The organism is uncultured Turicimonas sp. (assembly GCF_902477955.1).
GTDB lineage: Bacteria > Pseudomonadota > Gammaproteobacteria > Burkholderiales > Burkholderiaceae_F > Turicimonas.
In genome coordinates this window covers 24,491-45,971 of the sequence record NZ_CABSJB010000023.1, presented here as the reverse complement: position 1 = coordinate 45,971, position 21,481 = coordinate 24,491, and the positions used below count along the sequence as shown (strand labels likewise).

Below are 21,481 nucleotides of genomic sequence, written 5' to 3'. Positions count from 1 at the left end.
AAGAAAAGCTTGTGATTCTCGCGATGATCAAGTTTTTTCAACTTCTCAAAAACGGTTTGAAATAGACGTTGTAGTGGAGATAGCGAGACCGCTTTGATTTTCCTCTCCCCTGTCTAGAAGCTGGAGTCAGAATGCACAGAGAAGGTAAACTGGGCATGATGAAATGTGCTTTAACAAGACAAGGCTTTTAATAAAAAATTAAAGTTCCTACAATGCCTTTATGGGCGCTAAAAGCAAAAAGACCGAGTATCTGTTTTCTTTAATAAGAGATGGTGCGGAATTAACGATTTGGAACCAGATTGATCTGGTTTGGCGGTTAAGTTTACCTGCTATTTTTGCGCAGATTTCTTTCGTGATGGTCCAATACATTGATGCCGCAATGGTTGGTCATCTGGGTGCAAATCCTGCCGCATCTATCGGCCTGGTTTCTTCTTCTCTGTGGCTAATATGGGGCTTAATTACATCGGTCACAGTAGGCTTTTCCGTTCAGGTTGCTCAGCGTATCGGAGCAAAACAAGATGAAGAGGCGCGCTCTGTTCTGAGACAAGGTCTGTTCGTCGGTTTTCTCGTCAGTATCCTTATTGCTCTTATTGGTTTAATGGTATCTCCATATTTGCCTAATTGGCTTGGAGGACCCCAGGAGCTTTACGAAGATGCGAGAGTATATTTTCTGATTTTTTGTCTTGGAACACCTGCCGCTCTTTTGGGCTTTATGGCCTCCAGCATGTTGCGCAGTACCGGCAATGTCAAACTTCCGAGCATTATTAATATCGGAATGTGCTTTTTGGATGCCTTCTTCAACTTGCTTCTTATTTTCCCCACATCGGATTACAACATTCTTGGTTTCAAACTAACTGTGCCCGGAGCAAATCTGGGAGTTGCCGGAGCAGCGCTGGGAACTATCTTGGCAGAATTGGTAAGTGCTGGCTTGATGTTGTGGTTCTTGCTTGTCAAGTCCGAAAAACTCTCTTTGATTGGGAGGAAAGGCTCTTTTATTCCTGAAATCTTTTGCATGAGGAGAACATTCAGAATCGGTTCTCCAATCGCCCTCGAAAGAATAGCCATGAGCGGTGCCCAGATTGTCACTACCATGATTGTGGCGCCGTTAGGTCCTATTGCCTTAGCGGCTCACTCTTTCGCTATCACCGCTGAAAGTCTGTGCTATATGCCTGGTTTTGGTGTCGCAGATGCTGCTTCAACTATTGTTGGCCAAAGCATCGGTGCAAAACGACCGGCAATAGCAAGAAGATTCGCCAAAATCAATGTTCTCATGGTGATGGTAATGATGTCGGCGATGGGTGTCCTGATGTACATAACCGCGCCGTGGATGATCGGTTTTATGACACCTGATGAATCGATTATCAATCTGGGAACAACTGTTCTACGAATAGAGGCTTTCGCCGAACCGATGTTCGCGGCCGCTATTGTTTGCTGCAGTATTTTTGTCAGTGCGGGTTATACATTGCTTCCAAGTTTGGCAAACTTAGGCAGTATGTGGTTTATTCGTATTCCCTTGGCCTACTTCTTGGCCTCTGAGTTTGGTTTGGTTGGCGTTTGGGTCGCTATGGCCACTGAGTTGTGCTTTAGAGGAGCATTCTTCTTGATTGCCTTGTCAAGGTTTGACTTTTCCAAGCGCCGGGCAATCGAAGATTAGATTTTTTACAGCAATAGAAGAAGACAAGCCGCATTAAGCGGCTTGGTTCGAAGTTAGCTCGTGCCTCCGATCGTGAGGCCGTCGATTCGAAGGGTTGGCATGCCGACGCCGACCGGGACGCTTTGGCCGTCTTTGCCGCATATGCCTACGCCGCCGTCAAGACAAGAGTCGTTTCCGATAAGCTTGATCTTTAAAAGAGCCTCGTGGCCGTTGCCGATTAATGTGGCTCCTTTCACAGGCTGCGTGATTTTGCCTTTTTCTATCAGCCATGCCTCACTCATCGAAAAAGCAAACTTTCCGCTGGTGATATCAACTTGGCCTCCTCCGAAATTTTTGGCATAAATGCCGTAATCCACGGAAGAAATAATTTCTTCAGGCTCTTTATCTCCGCTGAGCATGTAGGTGTTGGTCATGCGAGGAATAGGAAGAGTTGCAAAGCTCTCACGGCGGCAGTTGCCTGTCGTTTGCTGACCCATCAGCGAGGCATTGAGCTCGTCTTGCATATAACCTTTTAGAATGCCGTCCTCAATCAAAACGGTGCATTGAGTGGGATTACCTTCATCGTCAATTGTTAAAGAACCTCTTCTGTCTTTAACGGTTCCGTTGTCGACAATAGTAACGCCCTCAGCAGCAACTCTTTGACCAATCTTGTCGGCAAAAACACTGGTGCCTTTGCGGTTGAAGTCTCCCTCTAATCCGTGGCCTACGGCCTCGTGGAGGAGGACTCCCGGCCAACCGGGGCCGAGAACGACGGGAAACACGCCTGCGGGAACAGGAATGGCTTCCAGGTTTCGAAGAGCGGAAGAAACGGCTTCTTCTGCATAGGAGGAAAGTTTTTCGTCTGTGAAGTAATCAAGCGAGAAGCGTCCGCCTCCTCCGGCAGTGCCTCTCTCAGTCTTGCCGTCTTTCTGGACGACAACGCTCAGATTAGCTCTGACAAGCGGACGAATGTCGCCGGCAAGCGCTCCGTCTCGTTTCGCAATCAAAATCACTTCATAAACGGATGAAATACTGCACATCACTTGAATGATGTGAGGACTCAGCTTTCTTGCAAGCTTGTCGAGCTTTTTAATGATTTCAATCTTGTCTTTAGTTTCTTTAAGCTCGATCGGATTAACCGGTTGATAAAGTGCGTCAGGGATTCTCCTTCTTTCTAATTTAACAACGGTCTTATCATCAGAAAAGTTGCCGATAGCACGAACGGTTCTGACGGCTTCGACTAATGCATCTTTAGAAATTTCATCGGAATAGGCGAGCGCGCTTTTTTCTCCGCTGACGGCACGAACGCCGACACCCATGTCTGTATTAAATGAACCGTTTTTAATAATGCCTTCTTCTAAAACATAACCTTCGGAAACGGTTCGTTGAAAATAGAAGTCGGCGAAATCAATATGTTTTCCTGAGAGTTCGGCAAAAGCGGACTCTAAATCTTCAATAGTGACTCCATGAGGAGTAAGTAAAACAGAAATTGCAGTTTCAGTATTCTTGTTAGTCATAAAAGACGCGGTTATTTAATGCAGGTAAGTTGTTTCTTACTTGTGCGATAAATCTCGGATCAAGCTCGGTAATAAAAACACCGTTATCGTCTTGCCCCATCTCTCCTAAAATTTTACCCCAGCAGTCGACTGCCATTGAGTGACCCCAGAAACTTCTTCCGTCCGGATTTGATCCGGCTTGTGCCGGTGCGCAGACATAGCAGAGGTTTTCGATGGCGCGGGCTCTGACTAAAGTCTCCCAGTGTGCTCGGCCCGTAGTTTCCGTGAAGGCCGAAGGAATGACGATGAGATCAGGGCTGCCTAAATGGCGGAAAAGGCCTGGGAAACGCAAGTCATAGCAAATAGCCAGACCGATTTTGATGTCGGTCCCGTTGTCTAAAGGAAGAATAAAGCTTTTGGCTTCATGGCCCGGTGTGTAAAGAGAGCCTTCATCGTATCGTTCTTCTTCCGTGTGGTAGGCAAATAAGTGGATCTTGTCGTAGCGGCAAGCGACGGCGCCATACGGGTCATAAACCAGACAAGTGTTGGTGACGTGATCTTTTTTGTCGGAGAACAAAGCAATTGACCCGGCAATAATCCAGATTCCAAGATTCTTTGCTAAAGAGGAAATACGGGCTTGGATAGGTCCCTCGCCGTAGTTCTCTGCAAAAACTAATACGTCTTGCCGTCCTCTGGGCATCAACGCAAAAGTTTCCGGTAGACAGACCAAGTTGCAGCCTTCCATGGCCGCTTTTCGAATAAAACTTTCAGCCTCTTCCAGATTCTTGCTTAAGTCAATTCCGGAAGTCATTTGGCAGGTGGCAATTTTCAGCATCTTCAGAAAATCTCTCAACTAGAATGGATCGTGTTTTTCCAATTTCTTAACAACCGGATCAGACCACGTGCCGGTCACAGAATATTCAAAAGAGAAAAGCTTACTCAAAGGATCTTTGAAAATCAACTGAGCCAGGAAACTGCCGATGCCGGCAATTGGATTTGCAATTGCTAAGGCAATGGAAGCTCCGGTTGCATTGATGTCCGGCAAAACCAGAATATGCAGATTTTCTGTTTCATTGCGGACATTAATGTCGCCTTTCATTACAACCGTCGCACCGCTTCCGACCATGGTTAAGTCGTTCAGACGCATCAGGCCGTTATTCATATTGGTGGAACCAATAATCGAGTCGAAGTTAAAGCCTTTAGAGTAGAAATCTCTAAAATCCAGTCTTAAATAGCGAGTTAAGGATTGCAGCGACAGCAGGGTAAGTAATTTAGCGGCCCCTGGTTCGATCTTCAGGATTTCTCCTCTCTTTAAATCGATATTAAGTTTGCCGTCGAAGGTGTTCGCGTTGTAGCCGATTGGGGAGCCTTCCCAAGAAAGCTCGCCTTTGATCGAACCGTTTCCGCGGCGAATTACTCTGCCTGCTCCCAAGCGCTCCAAAAGTCGTCCTAAATTGCTGATCTTGGTATCTAACAGCAGCGTTGTGGTGTTCTGACCGTCAAATCCTTTAAGCCAGCTTCCGGATGAGTACAAGGTGGCATCGTTATTGATGACGTTGAGCTTTTGAATTTGCCACAAATGTCCTTGACGGGAGATAGTGTTTCTGGCTTTTAGTTCAACTTTTCCTAGGTTTTTGTTTCCATATGCAAACTGTTGGATGACGGCGTTAATGGCAGGCCAGCCCCCGGCCACTTCAACCGGTTTGGTTTCTTCTGCGAAGTTGCCGGCAGAAGCAGGAATGTAAAGCTTAGAGAGATAAGCTTGAAGTTCAGCTTCTTTGCCGTTACGGGCTTTATGCCAATCTAAATCGCCGGACAGTTCCTTCGATTCAAGATGAGCTTGCCATCCGGTAGCAGTTTGATTGCCGACCAAATGGAAATTCTCCTGATTAAAGTTGTCGATAAGAAGTTTGCCGACATTTAAGCGAATAGAGTTAAGAGTCGGAATGGTGACAACATTAGCCTGTCCTCCCTTCTTTTCGTCTTTCTTATCTTGCTTGGATAAAGACGAAAGAACTTCGGACCATTGCGCAACGGAAACCTCAGGCGCACTAAAGTCAATCGTGAGACCTTCTTTAGGCAGAGCTGGAGCTTTGCTGTTTGAGATGACGGCGGCTGCTAAAGCATCATTCTTCAAAAGAATCTTTGTGTCTAGAAGCGTCCCTAGGGTTAGGGCAATGTTAGAGGTGTCCTTTGAAGTAGTTAGGTCAAAAGCAAGCGGCTCTTTTTTATTGGCCGGTTTGTTGAACGGCGCGGGCAGTTTTACGGCTAAACCGTCCAGAGAGCTGTCAACATGGATGTTGACCTTATTGGATGTAATTTCTCCTTTCAGCGCAAAAGGAGCAAGTCCGCTCAGATATTTTGTTGAGAGCGCAGCTAAGGACTCAACAGGAATAACTTGCTTTAATGCTTGCGCCGGAATGATGCCGGAAGCATTTACTTCAAAGGCACCTTTGTCATTAGTGTTCAGACCGACGGTAACCGTTTCTCCCCACGTCTTTGCAATGAGGTCTTGAGCATTGGCTCCTTTTTCTGAGAAGAAAACTTTGCCTGACACATCCGTTAGATCGGGAATCTGGTATTGATTAAAGTTAATGGCCGCTCCGTTGACTCCGAATGAGCCGTTGACAAGAACGTCTCCGGGGCCGCTGAGAGGAACGGTAAGTTCAAGCGTTAAAGCACCGTCGCCCGTTGCTTTGGCTTTTCCGAATATATCTGCCGTGTACCCTTTGATCGGTGAGGTATTTACATAGTTAAGATAAGAGGGCAGAGGACCGTTTGCTGATGCATCAACGGTTAAAAGAACGGTTTCGGCTTCGTAAGATGGAATCTCTACGATGGCTTTATTTAACTTAACCTTTTGATAGGTTCCTTCGGTAACATCCGCTCTCAAGCCGTCGCCGTGGAAGAATATCGTTCCTCCTACGCCTGTAACGGTCGGCCAAATGGCTCCGGGCACATTCTTGGCTGAGGGCTTATCAAATTTAATAGGGTAAAAGTCAATGACGCCGTCTTTGAAGTTTCCGGTGACAGCGAATTTATGAAGTGTGGAATCTTTGTATGGAAATTCATGGAGAGGTCCCGTGAACTCTAACACGGCATTGGTAATACTTCCGCCGAGAAGACCATAACGCAGCCATTCAACCGTTTCTTTTCCGGCAATAAGAGGAACATAACGCCAAACCGAGGCAACCGTTCCTCGGCTTAACGTACCGTTAGCATTAAGAAAACCGTACTGTCCTTTTGTCGAGTCGTAATCCCCGCTCCCTTGGAAAGCTAAGTCCTTATTTTCTAGAACAAGCTTGTCAATCTTGAATTTGATTTTGTCATTGATGTCCCAACTGCCGTTAGCAGCCAGCTCATCAAAGTGGAAGCTGGCGACGGCAAACAGCCCGGGCAGCGCAATATCCGTATTGGTGCTGTTCAGAGTCAGTTGGCCTGTGCCGTTTTCTGCTTGGATTGAACCGGAAAGATTTTTAATGCCCGGAATCCAAAGAGACTCTTTATCTTTCGGGGCAACATAGCTCAAGCTGGACAAATTCTCAAAGTTAACGTTTGCTTTGTACTTGGAAGGCATTGCGGAATCACCGCTCCAATCGACAACCACGTTTTTCAATTTCCCGGCGAGCTTTCTGTCGATAATAAATTTCTTAAATTCCTCCGGGATCGGCAAAGATGGAAACGCTGCAGCAAAGCCTTGGATGTCCAATCTGTCGGCTGTAATCTGTCCGCCGGTGATTGTATTCTCTGCATTAGTTGTTAGAGCTAGAGAAGCTGTGAACGACGGAGCCTTTAGTCCCGAAGCCATTTCGAATTCCACACGGTCTGTTGAAACCTTGTAGTAATGGTCTTTTATTTCTCCGGAGAGCTTGCCTTTGAAGAAGTTCAAAGTTAAAGGAGGAAGTTTCTTGTCAAAGACGAGATTGACGTCGGAGAGTGCACCGATGAAGGTAGCTGAAGAAGGCTTCCATTTGTCTAAGGCGAGCCAAAGGTCTCCGCTGCCTATTCCTTTGTAGGAAATATTGAAGTCGGGGGCCCACTTAGCTAATTCTCCGAAGTTGACTTCAGAAACAGAAAGGAAAAGCTGTTCATTCCAGTCTGCAACGCCTGGGCTTACCAGAGAAGGAAGCTCAAATTCCGCTTGAAGTGTTACCGGAGAGGCAATCTCTTTGGGAGGAATGAATTTGAGAGCCGCCTTTTTAGTCAGGAGCGAATTATCCATGACAAATGTGATGTCCTCTATCTTTAGGCTTTGCTCTTTTGTCTTATCCGTGTAATTGATGTTTCCGGAGTTGATGGAAATAGCTCCTTGCTGGAAAAGAGGATCTAGCTCATCTAAGTCAAAAGAGGAGGAATCCCCGGAGGATTTAATTCCGTCTAATTCGATAGTTTTGCCCAGGATATTAAATTGCAGATTACCGGTCCTTTCAATTGAGATTTCCGGTTCGGTAATGGAAATCGTTCTAAAAATCGGACTCAGCTTGGCAATTGAAAGATAAGAAGGGACTAAAACAGCCTGCTTAATTTTGAGAGGAGAGACTTCTCCCAGCTGGATATTCTCTAAAGTGATGATCGGTGTAATGAAATCCCAGCCGCCTTTGAGGCTGCCGATAGAAAAAGGCATTCCTATAAGTTCGGTGACTTTTTCTTCAATTAAAGGTTTGGATTTTTCCAAATAAGGGATGGCATAAAGCCGAAAAGCAAGAAGTGCTCCAAGGGCTAAGAAGTAAAGAATTACTATCGTCCAACCGAAGAAAGACAAAAGGGTTCTGAAAAATCCTTTTCTTTCTAAATTTGTTAGATCCTGTGATGCCGGATCAGAATTTTCATTTTTGCCCATGATTTGCTCGGGCTCCTTGCCTGTGGAACGTTCTGGAAATTAAACAAATTCTAAGTAAAAAATGTACCATTAGAAGTTAGTTTGTCTCATTTAGCGAATACCAGAATGCCACAACCAGCTCTTTGGGAGCCCGCAGTTCCCGCCAAGAATATCCCCGCAAGTAATGTTGGGGAATACTCGTCCTACTTTAGAAACTCTCTCAATGCTATGTTTAGAGAGGAGGGAGAAGAAAGGAACCGATTCCTGCAGCAGCTGCAGGAAGATAGATGGACGGCAGACAGAATTCGAGAAGAACTTGATAAAGCTCAAGATGCAGAAAGCTTGGGCACTGTGATGAGAAAGCTTCGCAGAAGAATCATGATGGGCCTGATTCTAAGAGACATCACGGGAAGTATTGAATTTGCCGAAGTCGTGCAGGTCATGTCGGATTTGGCTGAGGCTGTTATTCAAAAGACAGTATCTGTTCATGCCGTTGAACTTGCCGAACGCTTCGGAGTTCCTCACTCTTCTCTTGGTGTGCCGCAAGATTTACTGGTTGTGGGAATGGGTAAACTCGGAGGGCGAGAGTTAAATGTTTCCAGCGATATTGACCTTATCTTTTTTTACGATGAAGACGGTGAATGCAAGCCAACCGAGCGTTTTCCAAAGCAGAGAAAGATTTTAACTAACCGAGAGTTTTACGAGCGTTTATCGAAGAAAATTATTCCGGCGATTTCCGATATTACTTACGACGGTTTCGTGTTCAGAGTGGATATGCGGCTTCGTCCTAACGGAGATTCCGGCCCGATTGTCGGTTCTTCCGAAATGTTGGAAGAATATCTTATGACGCAAGGACGAGACTGGGAGCGTTTTGCTTGGTCGAAAGGCCGTATTGTCAGCGCTCCGGTTTTTACGTCTCAAGAACAATTTGAGACCCAAGCGAAGACTCTCAAGGACATTGTGCGTCCTTTTGTGTACAGAAAATATTTAGATTTCGGTGCGATTAGCGCTTTAACGGACCTCCACGCCAAAATCAGAGCAGCAACCAAGCAGAAAGCGCTTACCGGTTTAAAGAACGGTACGAATGTTAAGTTAGGCCGGGGCGGTATTCGAGAAATCGAGTTTATTGTCCAGACTTTCCAAGTAATTCGTGGCGGAAGAAATCCTAAGATCAGAGAACGTTCAACCCTCAAAGCTTTAGACGTTATTGCAACAGAGGGGCTGATGGAGCCTTCCAAAGTAGAGCGGTTGAAACAGGCTTATGTTTTTCTGCGTAACCTAGAACATGCAATCCAATATGTGGATGACCAGCAGACGCAGCTGCTACCGGACAATCCCGAACAAAAAGCCAAAATAGCGGCAATGATGGGTTTTGCTCCGGAAGTTTTAGAAGAACAGCTCAAAGAGGCAAACAACTTTGTGGCCGAGTCTTTTGATGCTATCTTCCAGACAAAGTCAGATGAAACTGCCGATCCTTGGCCTATAGGCTGGGAAAGGGGAGATGAGGCTTCTCGCCCTGCATTGGTTGAACTGCTGCAGATGAAAGGTTTCGTTAAACCGGATGAGGTCGCTTCTGCCTTGCTCGGGCTGACAAGGCTACGCACCTTCCGGATGATTAACCCGAGTGCAAAGGAACGTTTAATAAAGCTCGCTAAGAAGGTCATCAGCAACATTGATGATTTTATTGCTCCGAATAAAAATAAGATTTCAAAAGAGGAGTTGATTGAACGGTTCTTTAATTTGTTCGGTGCTATTGCCGGCCGCTCAACCTACGTTTCTTTGCTGTCTCAATATCCGCAAGCCATGCTGAAGGTAGGCAAGGTGCTTGGTACCAGCAAATGGGCGACTGATTACCTGATTCGGCATCCTATTTTGTTAGATGAGCTTTTGGACGAACGCATTACCTACGTTGATGACTACACGCCTGTGGATACAACGGGCTACATGGATCGCACGAGAGATCGGCTGGCTCAGGTTGACGAGAATGATCAGGAGACCCGCATGAACCTTCTGCGCGAGTGCCATCACGCCCGTTTGTTCAGACTGCTTATTGCAGACTTAGAGGGACGTTTCTCTGTCGAAAGACTGGCAGATCATCTCTCGGCACTTGCAGATTCAACCTTAGAAATTGCCATCGAAGAAGCTTGGAAAACGGTTCCGGGAATTTTCCGGGAAATTCCGAAATTCGGAATTGTGGCCTATGGGAAATTAGGCGGAAAAGAACTCGGCTATGCCAGCGATTTGGATTTGATTTTCCTTTATGACGATGATCATCCGGACGCGGAAAAAATTTATATCCGCTTTGCTCGCCGTCTGATGAATTGGTTGACGGTTACTACTAGTTCCGGGGTGCTGTTTGATATCGATATGCGCTTGCGGCCTAACGGAGAATCCGGAATGTTGGTTTCCTCTTTGGATGCTTATGAAAAATATGAGCGAAACGAGGACGGTACCGGCGCTTGGCTCTGGGAGCATCAAGCGTTAACACGCGGACGTTTTTCTGCCGGCGATGTGGATATCGGTCGAGAGTTCGAACAATTTAGAAAAGAAATTTTAGCCAAGCAAAGAGATCCGAAAGAAACAGCCGAAGAAGTGTTGAAGATGCGTCAACGCATGCGGGACGGGCACCCGAATACGACCTCTCTGTTTGACGTTAAACATGATCAAGGTGGGATGGTAGATATTGAATTCATGGTTCAGTACCTTGTTTTAGCCCATGCAAGTGAACATCCGGAACTGATGAATAACTTCGGGAACATCAAACTTCTCAGCATGATGGAAGAAGCCGGACTTCTCCCGGAAGGTAGAGGTTTGGAAATTGGCGATGCCTATCGTAGATATAGAAAGTTCCAACACGAGTTCCGATTAAATGCACCCGACTCGATTCCTGTACGAGTTGAGAGAGAAGAGTTTGCTCAAGAGATTGCTTTAGTCAAAGAAACTTGGGACTATGTGTTTCCTTCCGACATTTAATAATCTTTAATTGAAAAGCGTGCCGATCGTTGGTTAACTTTCGGCACTTTCTTTTTTTTGGATTGAAAAGTGTCATTTTTAGAGGGGTGATTTGGATTGAAAAGTGTTAATTTTAATAGTGAAAATGGATTGAAAATTGTTTATTTTTTAAAATAAAACAATAAAAACAAGTGATTAAGGAGTTGCAATGCTATTTCAATAGTACGAGAACCTATTTATGAGTTGTTAGAAAAACATTCGGCAATGTATAGATCTTCGGCGGTGCTCGCCCGGTTGGAAAATCTTCCTTAATTAGGTCCAGGGAGGAAGCTCTAGACATTGATTTTTAGCCTCTTCTCTTTAGGCTGTACCTGTTTTTGCAAACTAAGGTGAAGGAATCCGGTCCTCGAGCGGTAAAATTTCACGTTCTTCTTAAGTTAAACAGTTCAAAAATGCCAGTTAGTGACTCAGGTTACGTTTCTCCAGCATGGTTGCCAGGTGGAAATCTTCAGACAATTGTGCCTGCTGAGTTCTTCCCTAGACCTAAAGTCCAATATCGCCGAGAAATCTGGGCGACGCCTGACGATGATGTAATAGCGGTGGATTGGAGTGAAACGGATAGGCTCAATCCGAACAGTCCTGTTATGGTTCACTTCCACGGTTTGGAGGGCTCTTCCAAAAGTCATTATGCAGAGGCATTGATGGCTTTTTGTGCAGAAAATAGAATCCGTGGCCTCGTCATTCATTACAGAGGATGCGGCGGAATCGATAACAAAAAACTAAGAGCTTACTGTGCAGCCGATGTCCCGGAACTTTCTTGGATATTTAAAAAAGTCCGCTCCATGTTCCCCTTCTCAAAAATCTATTCGATGGGAGTTTCATTAGGGGCAAACAATCTGCTGTTTTGGCTTGGGACACTCGGGGAGGAAGCGACAAAATATGTCGATGCAGCAGTTGCCGTTTGTTGTCCGATGGATTTGATGGAAAGCAGCAAGGTTATTTCCAAAGGATTCAGCCGAGTCTACGACATGAATTTCATTAATACCATGAAAGACAAAGCCCTGAAGAAAGCATTGGCTTTCCCGGGAACTTTGGACCCGGAGAAAATTAAGTCAATAAAGAATCTTCATGATTTTGATGACTTCGTTACGGCACCGATGTTCGGTTATAAAAATGCCGATGATTACTGGACAAAATGTTCCTCAAGCCGTGTGCTTAAAGGTATTCGTGTACCTGTCTTGGCGATGAATGCTCTCAATGATCCTATCGTCGGAAAAAAATCTTTACCAATGGAAAGCGAAGTTTCCAAGCAAGTCACTTTAGAATATACGCAAGATGGCGGCCATTGCGGCTATCCATTAGGACCGTTCCCGGGAAGCCTCGGCTATCTGCCGAAACGCACCTGGGAATTTTGTACCTCTTTTCACTAATTAACTTCCCCGGTTTGTGATTCCGGTTAGGAGATCGTTGATGCCATTGCGAGCAGATAAAAATTATCAGGTAGGACTGCTTTACTTCGTCCTTTTTATTTTGACCATTCCGGCAATGAACTGGGTGGTAATGAATGTAGGGACGGTGTGCACGCCGGACGGTCCTTGTTTAATTCCTGTGTGGCCTGGGATTGAGGCGCCGAGTGGTGTCTTGATGGCAGGTATTGCTTTGGTTTTAAGAGACGGTCTCCAATCCAAGCTCGGTGTTAAGTGGTCTTTGTACGCAATTCTCATTGGCGCAGCACTGTCGGCTTTCTTTTCTGAGCCGTCTCTTGTGATTGCCTCCGTGATGGCGTTTTTCTTCTCGGAATTGGCGGACCTGATCGTTTACACGCCTATGCGTAAGCGTTGGCCTGCTTGGGCTGTCATGGTGAGCGGGTTAATTGGTTCTATTGTGGACAGCGCAATTTTCCTTTCTTTGGCTTTTGGTTCCGTTCAGTTTATTGCCGGCCAGGTTCTCGGAAAGTTTTGGATGTCCTTGATTGTCGCTATTTTGATTGGGTATATGCACCGTAAGCACGCCGAGTCATTAAAGGCTTCGAGCTAAATAAATAGGAAAAATATGTCATACGACCGTACAGCTGTAGTTTTTGTTAACTTGGGCTCTCCCAAAGAACCTACTCCGAAGGCGGTCAAACAATTCCTAAAAGAGTTTCTGGGCGATCCGCGTGTTATTGAGGTCAATCCGATTTTGTGGAAAATTATCCTCAATCTCATCATTCTTCCGATTAGATCGCCGCAATCAGCCAAACGATATGAGACTATATGGACACCGGAGGGCTCACCTCTGGTTGTTGAAACCGAAAAGCTCGTTGGAGGAATGAGCCAGCGGCTCGGTAAGAAATTCCCGGGTCTCTTTTGTACTTATGCCATGAGATACGGAGATCCCTCAATCGCTAATGTGGTTAGAAATCTTCATCTTGAGAAAGGCCTCCAAAAAATTCTGTTGGTTCCGCTGAATCCGCAATATTCAGCCACTACCACCGGTTCTGTGATGGATGCGCTGTGTGACGTGCTTAAGACCATGAGAAGTCAGCCGGAAATTCGTATGGTTCGAGACTTTCACAACGAAGATACTTACATTGAAGCTTTGGCTAAAAGTATTTCAGATTTTTGGGAAAAACACTCTCCTCTCGGCGAAAAAGGCAAATTGATCCTCAGCTTTCACGGTATGCCCCAAAGCTATGTGAACAAAGGCGATCCTTACCAAGATCAGACAGTCGTCGAATCCGACTTAATCGCAAATAGATTGAATTTAGGGCCCGACCAGTGGATTCGGACTTATCAGTCCCGATTCGGCAAAGATGTATGGCTGCAGCCTTACACTGAACCAACGTTGGTAGAACTTGCAAAGAAGGGAACGGAACGTATTGATATCGTTTGCCCGAGCTTTATTACCGACTGTTTGGAAACTCATGAGGAAATCGAAGGGGAAGCAAGAAAAGCCTTCTTGGACGCGGGCGGCAAAGAATTTAATTACATCCCGTGCCTCAACGCCCAAGATTATTGGCTCGATTTATTCAGCGATTTCCTCGGTAAACATTTAAACGGCTGGGCAGAGCAGTTCTAATTCCGGCTTCTTACTGGACGGCGAGTTTCAATGAAAGTCTATTTCTTATTGAAGGATATAACAAACGTACTTCCTTCTTCTCCCGACTCTTTTAACTTAATAGTCCATCCTAAATAGTCGGCGGCTCTCCTGGCAATTGCCAGGCCTAGTCCGAATCCGCCTAACTTGTCATCCGGATTGGCTTGATATCCGCTGTCAAAGATCTTTTCTCTGTATTCTTCCTTGATGCCGCATCCTGTATCTTGAATGATGACGGAGTCTGCATTAATGGAAATGGTGACTCCGCCTTTATCGGTAAATTTCAAGGCGTTGTTGAGAAGATTGTCAAAAGTTGCACCGACTAAGACTTCGTTGTAGGTATCTTTTGAGTTGGAAAGAATCTTCACATTAAAGTCCAGTCCTTTAGCGGCAAACTTTGTCTGCAATTCTTGCTGATGATCTTGGAAAAACTCGCTGACCGTCACCTGATGCGTATCTTCGTTGCGGGTACCGCGTGAGAGATTCAGAAAGACCTCAGTCAACTCTTTAATTCTTTGGGAAGCCTTCAGGGCTCTGTTGACGAATTTTCTTTGAGACGGAGAGGTGTCGGGGTCCGTTTCCAACAACTCTAAGCTTGTATTGATGACGGTCAAAGGAGTTCTGATTTCATGGCTAACTTCGCCTGAAAAGATTTTCTCTTTGACGGCAAGATTGCGGATCTTGGAGGTCAAATCGTTAAGCGTCTTGGCCAGGCGCCCGATTTCATTGTCAGACCAACTTTTTTCTTTGAAAAGATCTGTTGAATAAATTTGCCCGTTCTGAAGCGCCTTGTCTGCTTCCGCTGCTTTTAGAGTTAAACGATCCAAAGGCTTCAGCAGTCTCTTGGAAAGCCAGTGAGCAAAGAAGAAACTGAAGCAGACTAGCGCTGCAAAAAATACCAGAATTCCGATGAATACTTTAATTTCCCACGATTCAAAGAGTTCTTGATTGCGGGTAAGAACGACGCGCTTACCGTCGTAAAGCATGGTGTAGACATGAAGATCTTCGCCCTTTACTACCTCAACATATCCTAAAGGTAGATCTTTGAAAGCTTCTGGAATCGGGCGGACCGGGTCATCTTCAATATAAAGACGGGAGAACTGGTCAAGACGAGGATGTTGGCCTTGAGAAATATCGTAGGTCATGATGCCGTTGAGCGTGCTGCTCATAGCCGACCCCATGAGTTGGTTCTCGGCCGAGTGAATCGTCATGTAGATTAGACCCGTGTAAATCAAGGCAATGCAGATGATGGTCAGGCTAATACTGATAGCTATGAGCTTCTTTAAAGACCACTCTTTTCTCATTTAATTTCTCCGGCGTCTTTTTCTTCAGCTTTGATTGACCAGCCAAACCCTTGGCGCGTGTGAATTAGCTGTTTTTCAAAAGGTTTGTCCACTAGTTGCCGCAGCAGATGGATTTGTGCACGAAGTGCATCGCTCGCGACTCTGTTGAAACCCCAAATCTCTTTTTCGAGTTCTTCTCTAGAGACAATGTTAGGACTTTTAGACATTAGAAACTGAAGAATTTTAAAACCTGTTGGATTTACGCGAATTTCTTTATCGTCCCTGAAGACCTGTTTGGTTTCTGCATTCAGTTTCAAAGGGCCTATCGTTAAGAATGGAGAAAGTTCTTTCTTGGTTCGCCTGAGCACAGCATTGATTCTGAGAAGAAGTTCTGAAAGAGAAAAGGGCTTAACGATGTAATCATCGGCGCCCACGGTCAGTCCGTTAATTCTGTCTTCTACCGTGTCTTTAGCACTTAAAAAAATGATAGGAGTCGAATCCATTCGTTTTTTCAGCTGTTCACATACGCTAATGCCATCAAGACCGGGAATCATGACATCAAGGAGGATGAGATCATAAGAGTTTACCAACGTGAGACCTAATGCCTTAAGGCCATCATCAGTGTTGTCGGTCTTAAATTTCTTAAGTTCAAGAAACTCGACAATGTTCCTTCTGACGTCTTCGTTGTCTTCCACAATGAGTATTCTGGGCATAGATTTCACTCTTATTTCACGTTTCTATGACTTAGCATAACAGAGGCTCGGTTCATACTAGAGATGACGATAGTTTCAAAAGTGAATAATCCGTGAAAAGTTTACCAAGGCTTGTGAAAGATCCTCAAAGGATCTCTGAAACACCTGCAGCATCTGAGAGTAATCCTATTGTTTGGATGCTGTTGGTTCCGGCGTGGATTTATATTTTTATCGCATTATTTAGGTTTGGTCCGATCGACCAATTTTTTGCATTTCCTTTTTACGAGGGCGCCGGGAAGTGGTACGGAGAATCCAATGTTTTGTTGTTCCGTACCATTTTGCATAAAGGGGGCAAAATCTTTCCGGTAATCGCCGGCGTCGGCTCACTAGTCTTGCTCTTGTGTTCCTACCTCTCACTTGGAAAAAGTCTGAAGCCTTACCGCAAGCAGTTTTCCTATGTCATCGTTGCCATTGTGACTTGCGCCTTATCAGTGGTAGGAGCAAAGGCATTGTCTTCTTCCCCATGCCCGTGGTCCTTGGAAATATTCGGAGGAAACCCCGAAGGGGCAGGCAGATGTTTTCCGGCCGGACACGCTTCGAGCGGATTTGCATTGTTTGCTCTATTTTTCGCTTTCCTCAGTTTGAAATTCTCGAAGTCTCCGGTTGGGGCCACTGGAAGAAGCCTTGCGTGCGGTTTGATCTTAGGCGCAGTAGTTACGTTAGGTTTGATCTTGGGCGTAGGCAGACAAGCTCAGGGAGCACACTTCATTTCTCATACCTTAGCGACCATGTTTTTTGATTGGTCGATATGCTCATTTTTATATTTTTTATTTTTCCAGCCTCGAGTTTTTATTAAAAAGCCAATCGTGGTTTTAAGCGCCGGAACTTTTGCGTTAGCTGCTGCGGTTTATTTGACATTCTTTCTGAACTTACCGTTTTTTTCTAAAGTATTTTCAGCTTTGCATTTTTCCTTTCAAGATCTGACGCTAATCTTTGCATTGGCTGTTGTTCTTCTGTGCATTATGTTTATCGGAGTAAGAATTTTATATTTCCGATGGATCATGAAGGCTGGGATACTTCTGTTCTCTCTGCTCGCTTCCGGAGCTCTCTACTTTAATTATGAATTTGGAACCATCATCAATACGGAGATGATGAATAATGCCTTTGCCACCGATACGGCAGAAGCTTCGGAACTTATTTCTTTCTCTTCTGTAGCAGAAATTATCTTTCTGACTTTGCCCGGATTGTTTGCTTTCTTGTTTATCAAGGTTAAGCGTCAGTCGTGGTTAAATTGGCTTGGACAGATATCATTAGCTCTCATCGTCGGACTGATGATGCTCTATGCTAATTTTCAAGGAATATCCTCTCTTATTCGTACGGAACCTGTCACCCGTAACCTCATAGCTCCTGCCAACGTGCTTAGTTCTACCTACAAAGCCCTGGTTAAAGAGTCTTCACCTTCAGCGCCCCGTGAAAGAGAAGTTATTGACCCTCAGCCTTCGTTAGGCAAAACTCATAATGGCAAAAAAGGCATGCTTTTTGTAGTTGTTGTAGGAGAAACTGTTCGGTTGGCTAATTGGGGCTTGGCCGGATATGAGAGACAAACCACACCTGAACTGAAGGCTAGAAATGTTTATGCCTTTAAGAAGACGATATCTTGCGGAACCAGTACGGATGTCTCTTTACCGTGTATGTTCAGCCGCGTTGGAAGACGAAATTACGACAGAGATAGGATTTTGCGGGAGGAAAGTCTTCTTCCTGTGCTCAAAAGAGCCGGAATGAACATCTATTGGGTAGATAACCAATCAGGGAGCAAAGGCGTCAGTGACGGAGTCACGGAACTGTCTATTGACAAGAAATCAGTAGCTTCACTTTGCAGAGGCGGAAGATGCTTTGATGAAGCCCTCCTTGCCGGATTAGACGTCAGCAAAATATTAAAGTCGGGCGAGGATACCGTTATCTTTATGCATCAGTTGGGAAATCACGGACCTGCTTATTCCAAACGCTACCCCAAGACTTTCGAAAAGTACACGCCGGTCTGTGAGGATGAGCAGCTTCAAAAGTGTTCTCGTCAGTCCATTATTAATGCGTATGACAATTCGGTTTTATACACAGACCACTTCTTGGCCGGCGTAATTGATTGGCTTAAAGGAATGAAAGGAATGGACACCGGCCTTCTCTATGTGAGCGACCATGGAGAAAGCCTGGGAGAGAACAATCTCTATCTGCATGGTGCTCCTGAATTTATGGCACCGAGCGTTCAAAAAGAAGTTCCAATGATTCTTTGGCTTTCGAATAGCTTGGAAGAGAGACTTAAACTCGATACAGCCTGTTTTAGAAAGGTCTTGGACAAAGAAGCAAGCCACGATAACCTTTACTCTTCTTTGTTGGGCCTGTTGGATGTGAAGTCAACAACTTACGACAAGTCTCTGGATTTTACGAGTCAGTGTAGGAAAGAAAATTAGGAGAGGTTTAACACCTTCAAATTCAACTTTCCCCGGCTGTGCTGCCATGGCAAATCTGGGCTGGCACAAATAGGTTTCTGATGAATATTTTGAAGGACCTCACCGACGGACTGCTCAGAGCAAAAAGAATTTTTCTTCAGCAAAACACAGTAAAAATCTGTGAATTGATATCTTCTCGCAGGCTTGCCCGTCTTTTCCATGCTTCTCGGAAAGAGAGCCAAATGGTAGCTTTACTTATTGATTCTTAAGCGTTTTTATACTTTGGAAACAAATGTTTTCAAAACGCAGATCCTCGAAAGCAAAGGATGGCTTAATTCGGGTGGGTCGTTTAAGGGTTTCCATCTAAGTGGTTTAAAGTGTATTCATGCAAGGTTGAAAAATATGGCGTTGTCACCATATGCAACCTTATAGAGACGAGATACTTTATTTTTCGTCTTGCCTCCTTAATTTACGGAGTGGTGAATGCAAGAAAATAGATTCGATCAAAATAAACAGACCATGGAAGGAAAGGAAGCTCCAGGCGCCGCTGAACAAGCAGTGCAGGACCAAGCACCCGAAGTGCCGGAACTCCCCGAACTCGATCCCGCTAAAGAGTTGGCAGCTGCTGAGGCCAAAGCAGCTGAGAATTACGATTTATATGTTCGTGCCGTTGCTGAGGCAGATAACGTCCGCCGCCGCGCCGCAGAAGACGTAGCTAAAGCCCGCAAATTTAGTATTGAAAAATTTGCAGAAGCTATGCTCCCGGTTGTCGACAGCATGGAAAAAGCCTTGGAAGCCTGTGCTAACGAACAAGGACCTTTGAAAGAAGGTCTGGAAATGACTTATCGGCAACTGAAAAGTGCCTTGGAAAATAACGGGATGAAAGAAGAGAATCCGGTTGGTCTCAAATTTGATCCCAATACCATGCAGGCAATAACAATGGTGAAAGATCCTGCAGTCCAACCGGGCTGCGTTGCCCAGGTGTTCCAAAGAGGCTGGAAAATTGCCGATAGGGTACTAAGACCCGCAATGGTGGCGGTCGCTCAATAAAGGACTTGTTTTTTTAAGAATCGTCTCAATATTGAAAATAGAACGGGGTTGAAAGCCCCAATGTGAGGAAAATAGAATGGCAAAAATTATTGGTATTGACCTTGGCACAACCAACTCGGCTGTTGCTGTCGTTGAAGGTGAAAAGGTCCGTGTTATCGAAAATAGCGAAGGCGCTCGTACAACACCTTCCATCGTTGCTTATTTGGAAAACGGTGAAGTTTTAGTCGGCGCTCCTGCTAAACGCCAAGCTGTTACAAATCCGGCAAACACATTGTTTGCTATTAAACGTTTGATCGGCCGCCGCTACGACGACAAAGAAGTTCAAAAAGATATCAGCTTGATGCCTTATAAGATTATCAAGGCTCCTAACGGTGACGCTTGGGTTCAGGTTCTTGGCGACAAGGATCTTGCTCCGCAGCAGGTTTCTGCTGAAATTCTTCGCAAGATGAAACAAACTGCCGAAGATTATCTTGGTGAAAAGGTTACGGAAGCCGTTATTACAGTTCCTGCTTACTTCAATGACTCCCAGCGTCAAGCTACAAAAGACGCCGGTAAGATCGCTGGTTTGGATGTTCGCCGTATCATTAACGAACCGACAGCTGCTGCTTTGGCTTTCGGTATGGATAAAGGCGGCAAGGGTGACCGCAAGATCGCTGTATATGACCTCGGCGGCGGTACATTCGATATCTCCATTATTGACTTGGCCGATGTTGACGGTGAAAAACAATTCGAAGTTTTGTCTACCAACGGCGATACATTCCTCGGCGGTGAAGACTTTGACCAGAGAATCGTTGATTATGTAATCGGCGAATTCAAGAAAGATACAGGCATTGACTTGAGCAAGGATATTTTGGCTCTCCAACGTTTGAAAGACGCTGCTGAAAAGGCCAAGATTGAATTGTCCAGCCGTCAGGAAACTGAAATCAACCTTCCTTACATCACAGCTGATGCAACAGGTCCGAAACATTTGAACATCAAACTTACACGTTCTAAGCTCGAAAGCTTGGTCGAAGATTTGATCCAAAGAACTATTGAACCTTGCAAGAAGGCTCTTAAGGATGCCGGTGCAACAGTCCAAGACATTTCCGACGTTATTTTGGTTGGTGGTCAGACACGTATGCCTGCTGTTCAGGAAGCCGTTAAGAAGTTCTTCGAAAAAGATCCTCGTAAGGACGTTAACCCGGATGAAGCCGTTGCTATCGGTGCTGCAATTCAGGGTGCTGTTCTTTCCGGCGACCGCAATGACGTATTGTTGTTAGACGTGACACCGCTTACTCTCGGTATCGAAACACTTGGTGGTGTTATGACTCCGATGATCAAGCGCAACACAACAATTCCTACAAAGCACAGCCAGACATTCTCTACAGCTGAAGACAACCAGCCTGCCGTTACTATTAAGGTTTACCAGGGCGAACGTGAAATGGCTGCAGATAACAAGCTTCTTGGTGAATTCAACCTCGAAGGTATTGCTCCGGCTCCGCGTGGTTTGCCTCAGATTGAAGTTACCTTTGATATCGACGCAAACGGTATTCTTCACGTTTCCGCTAAGGATAAAGCTACCGGCAAGGAAAACAAGATCACTATTAAGGCAAGTTCCGGCTTGACTGAAGAAGATGTTGAAAGAATGGTTGCCGACGCTGAAGCTAATAAGGCTGAAGACCGCCGCCGTGTTGAATTGGCAACTGCACGTAACAATGCTGATGCTGCAATTCACCAGGTTCAGAAGACTCTTGCTGACCTTGGCGAAAAGGTTGAAGCTTCTGACAGAGCTGCTTGCGAAGCTGCTATCAAGGAACTTGAAGAAGCCGCAAGAGGTGAAGACAAAGACCTTATCGTTAAACGTACTGAAGCTTTAAACACTGCCGCTCAGAAGATCGGTGAAAAACTGAACGCTCAGCAGGCTCAGCCTGGTGCACAGCAGCAACAAGGCGGTGCACAGCAGCAGAAGAAAGATGACGACGTAGTTGACGCTGATTTCAAAGAAGTCTAATCAGAAAAGTTGATCACGATAGCGTTATCATTTAGATAATAAAA

The 21,481-nt window shown here is 45.3% G+C and carries 13 protein-coding genes; 8 read left to right on the top strand and 5 right to left on the bottom strand.

Annotated features, from left to right (window positions below; translation table 11 throughout):
* Nucleotides 1-220: 220 nt before the first annotated feature.
* A complete protein-coding gene (locus RDK53_RS07910) occupies nucleotides 221-1,654 on the top strand; it encodes an MATE family efflux transporter (protein ID WP_308514075.1) in 1,434 nt (477 codons plus the stop codon).
* Nucleotides 1,655-1,707: 53 nt separating this feature from the next.
* Here the strand turns inward: RDK53_RS07910 and tldD are convergent, their stop codons facing one another.
* Genes tldD through RDK53_RS07895 form a run of 3 tightly spaced genes read right to left on the bottom strand, consistent with a single transcriptional unit; the run spans nucleotide 1,708 to nucleotide 7,969 of the window.
* Entirely contained in the window at nucleotides 1,708-3,150 is a 1,443-nt protein-coding gene (gene tldD / locus RDK53_RS07905) for a metalloprotease TldD (protein WP_308514074.1), read from the bottom strand.
* A complete protein-coding gene (locus RDK53_RS07900; protein WP_308514073.1) occupies nucleotides 3,143-3,964 on the bottom strand; it encodes a carbon-nitrogen hydrolase family protein in 822 nt (273 codons plus the stop codon). Before RDK53_RS07900 ends, tldD begins: the two co-directional genes overlap by 8 nt.
* Nucleotides 3,965-3,982: 18 nt before the next feature.
* The gene (locus RDK53_RS07895; RefSeq protein ID WP_308514072.1) at nucleotides 3,983-7,969 is read right to left on the bottom strand and encodes a YhdP family protein; all 3,987 of its coding nucleotides are present in this window, start codon (nucleotides 7,967-7,969) and stop codon (nucleotides 3,983-3,985) included.
* A 105-nt stretch (nucleotides 7,970-8,074) separates the two neighbouring features.
* Here RDK53_RS07895 and glnE point away from each other — a divergent pair, with 105 nt between their 5' ends.
* The 4 genes from glnE to hemH all read left to right on the top strand — a co-directional run bounded on the left by glnE (nucleotide 8,075) and on the right by hemH (nucleotide 13,960).
* Nucleotides 8,075-10,921, top strand: coding sequence for a bifunctional [glutamate--ammonia ligase]-adenylyl-L-tyrosine phosphorylase/[glutamate--ammonia-ligase] adenylyltransferase (glnE, locus tag RDK53_RS07890; protein WP_308514071.1), 2,847 nt, complete (start codon nucleotides 8,075-8,077; stop codon nucleotides 10,919-10,921).
* 431 nt (nucleotides 10,922-11,352) lie between these two features.
* Nucleotides 11,353-12,330 (top strand): alpha/beta fold hydrolase, encoded by a 978-nt coding sequence (locus RDK53_RS07885; RefSeq protein ID WP_308514070.1) that lies wholly within the window; start codon nucleotides 11,353-11,355, stop codon nucleotides 12,328-12,330.
* Nucleotides 12,331-12,370: 40 nt separating this feature from the next.
* Nucleotides 12,371-12,937, top strand: coding sequence for a VUT family protein (locus RDK53_RS07880; protein ID WP_308514069.1), 567 nt, complete (start codon nucleotides 12,371-12,373; stop codon nucleotides 12,935-12,937).
* Nucleotides 12,938-12,952: 15 nt separating this feature from the next.
* A complete protein-coding gene (hemH, locus tag RDK53_RS07875) occupies nucleotides 12,953-13,960 on the top strand; it encodes a ferrochelatase (protein ID WP_308514068.1) in 1,008 nt (335 codons plus the stop codon).
* A gap of 38 nt (nucleotides 13,961-13,998) precedes the next feature.
* Here the strand turns inward: hemH and RDK53_RS07870 are convergent, their stop codons facing one another.
* Both RDK53_RS07870 and RDK53_RS07865 read right to left on the bottom strand, forming a co-directional pair.
* Nucleotides 13,999-15,282 (bottom strand): HAMP domain-containing sensor histidine kinase, encoded by a 1,284-nt coding sequence (locus RDK53_RS07870; RefSeq protein ID WP_308514067.1) that lies wholly within the window; start codon nucleotides 15,280-15,282, stop codon nucleotides 13,999-14,001.
* Nucleotides 15,279-15,974: a response regulator transcription factor gene (locus tag RDK53_RS07865; RefSeq protein WP_308514066.1), complete on the bottom strand. Its 696-nt coding sequence runs from the start codon at nucleotides 15,972-15,974 to the stop codon at nucleotides 15,279-15,281. Before RDK53_RS07865 ends, RDK53_RS07870 begins: the two co-directional genes overlap by 4 nt.
* 92 nt (nucleotides 15,975-16,066) lie before the next feature.
* On the opposite strand from RDK53_RS07865, the gene RDK53_RS07860 reads away from it, so the two are divergent.
* The 3 genes from RDK53_RS07860 to dnaK all read left to right on the top strand — a co-directional run bounded on the left by RDK53_RS07860 (nucleotide 16,067) and on the right by dnaK (nucleotide 21,437).
* Nucleotides 16,067-18,418 (top strand): phosphoethanolamine--lipid A transferase, encoded by a 2,352-nt coding sequence (locus RDK53_RS07860; RefSeq protein ID WP_308514065.1) that lies wholly within the window; start codon nucleotides 16,067-16,069, stop codon nucleotides 18,416-18,418.
* A 462-nt stretch (nucleotides 18,419-18,880) separates the two neighbouring features.
* On the top strand, nucleotides 18,881-19,447 hold the full coding sequence (gene grpE, locus RDK53_RS07855) for a nucleotide exchange factor GrpE (protein ID WP_308514064.1): 567 nt from the start codon (nucleotides 18,881-18,883) through the stop codon (nucleotides 19,445-19,447).
* A 76-nt stretch (nucleotides 19,448-19,523) separates the two neighbouring features.
* Complete coding sequence (gene dnaK, locus RDK53_RS07850) at nucleotides 19,524-21,437, top strand: molecular chaperone DnaK (protein ID WP_308514063.1); 1,914 nt, start codon at nucleotides 19,524-19,526, stop codon at nucleotides 21,435-21,437.
* Nucleotides 21,438-21,481: the final 44 nt, after the last annotated feature.

Bases quoted from the DNA above. Each gene is read 5' to 3' on its own strand.
- RDK53_RS07910 (WP_308514075.1), top strand. From the start codon at position 221: ATGGGCGCTAAAAGCAAAAAGACCGAGTATCTGTTTTCTTTAATAAGA.
- tldD (WP_308514074.1), bottom strand. From the start codon at position 3,150: ATGACTAACAAGAATACTGAAACTGCAATTTCTGTTTTACTTACTCCT.
- RDK53_RS07900 (WP_308514073.1), bottom strand. From the start codon at position 3,964: ATGCTGAAAATTGCCACCTGCCAAATGACTTCCGGAATTGACTTAAGC.
- RDK53_RS07895 (WP_308514072.1), bottom strand. From the start codon at position 7,969: ATGGGCAAAAATGAAAATTCTGATCCGGCATCACAGGATCTAACAAAT.
- glnE (WP_308514071.1), top strand. From the start codon at position 8,075: ATGCCACAACCAGCTCTTTGGGAGCCCGCAGTTCCCGCCAAGAATATC.
- RDK53_RS07885 (WP_308514070.1), top strand. From the start codon at position 11,353: ATGCCAGTTAGTGACTCAGGTTACGTTTCTCCAGCATGGTTGCCAGGT.
- RDK53_RS07880 (WP_308514069.1), top strand. From the start codon at position 12,371: ATGCCATTGCGAGCAGATAAAAATTATCAGGTAGGACTGCTTTACTTC.
- hemH (WP_308514068.1), top strand. From the start codon at position 12,953: ATGTCATACGACCGTACAGCTGTAGTTTTTGTTAACTTGGGCTCTCCC.
- RDK53_RS07870 (WP_308514067.1), bottom strand. From the start codon at position 15,282: ATGAGAAAAGAGTGGTCTTTAAAGAAGCTCATAGCTATCAGTATTAGC.
- RDK53_RS07865 (WP_308514066.1), bottom strand. From the start codon at position 15,974: ATGCCCAGAATACTCATTGTGGAAGACAACGAAGACGTCAGAAGGAAC.
- grpE (WP_308514064.1), top strand. From the start codon at position 18,881: ATGCAAGAAAATAGATTCGATCAAAATAAACAGACCATGGAAGGAAAG.
- dnaK (WP_308514063.1), top strand. From the start codon at position 19,524: ATGGCAAAAATTATTGGTATTGACCTTGGCACAACCAACTCGGCTGTT.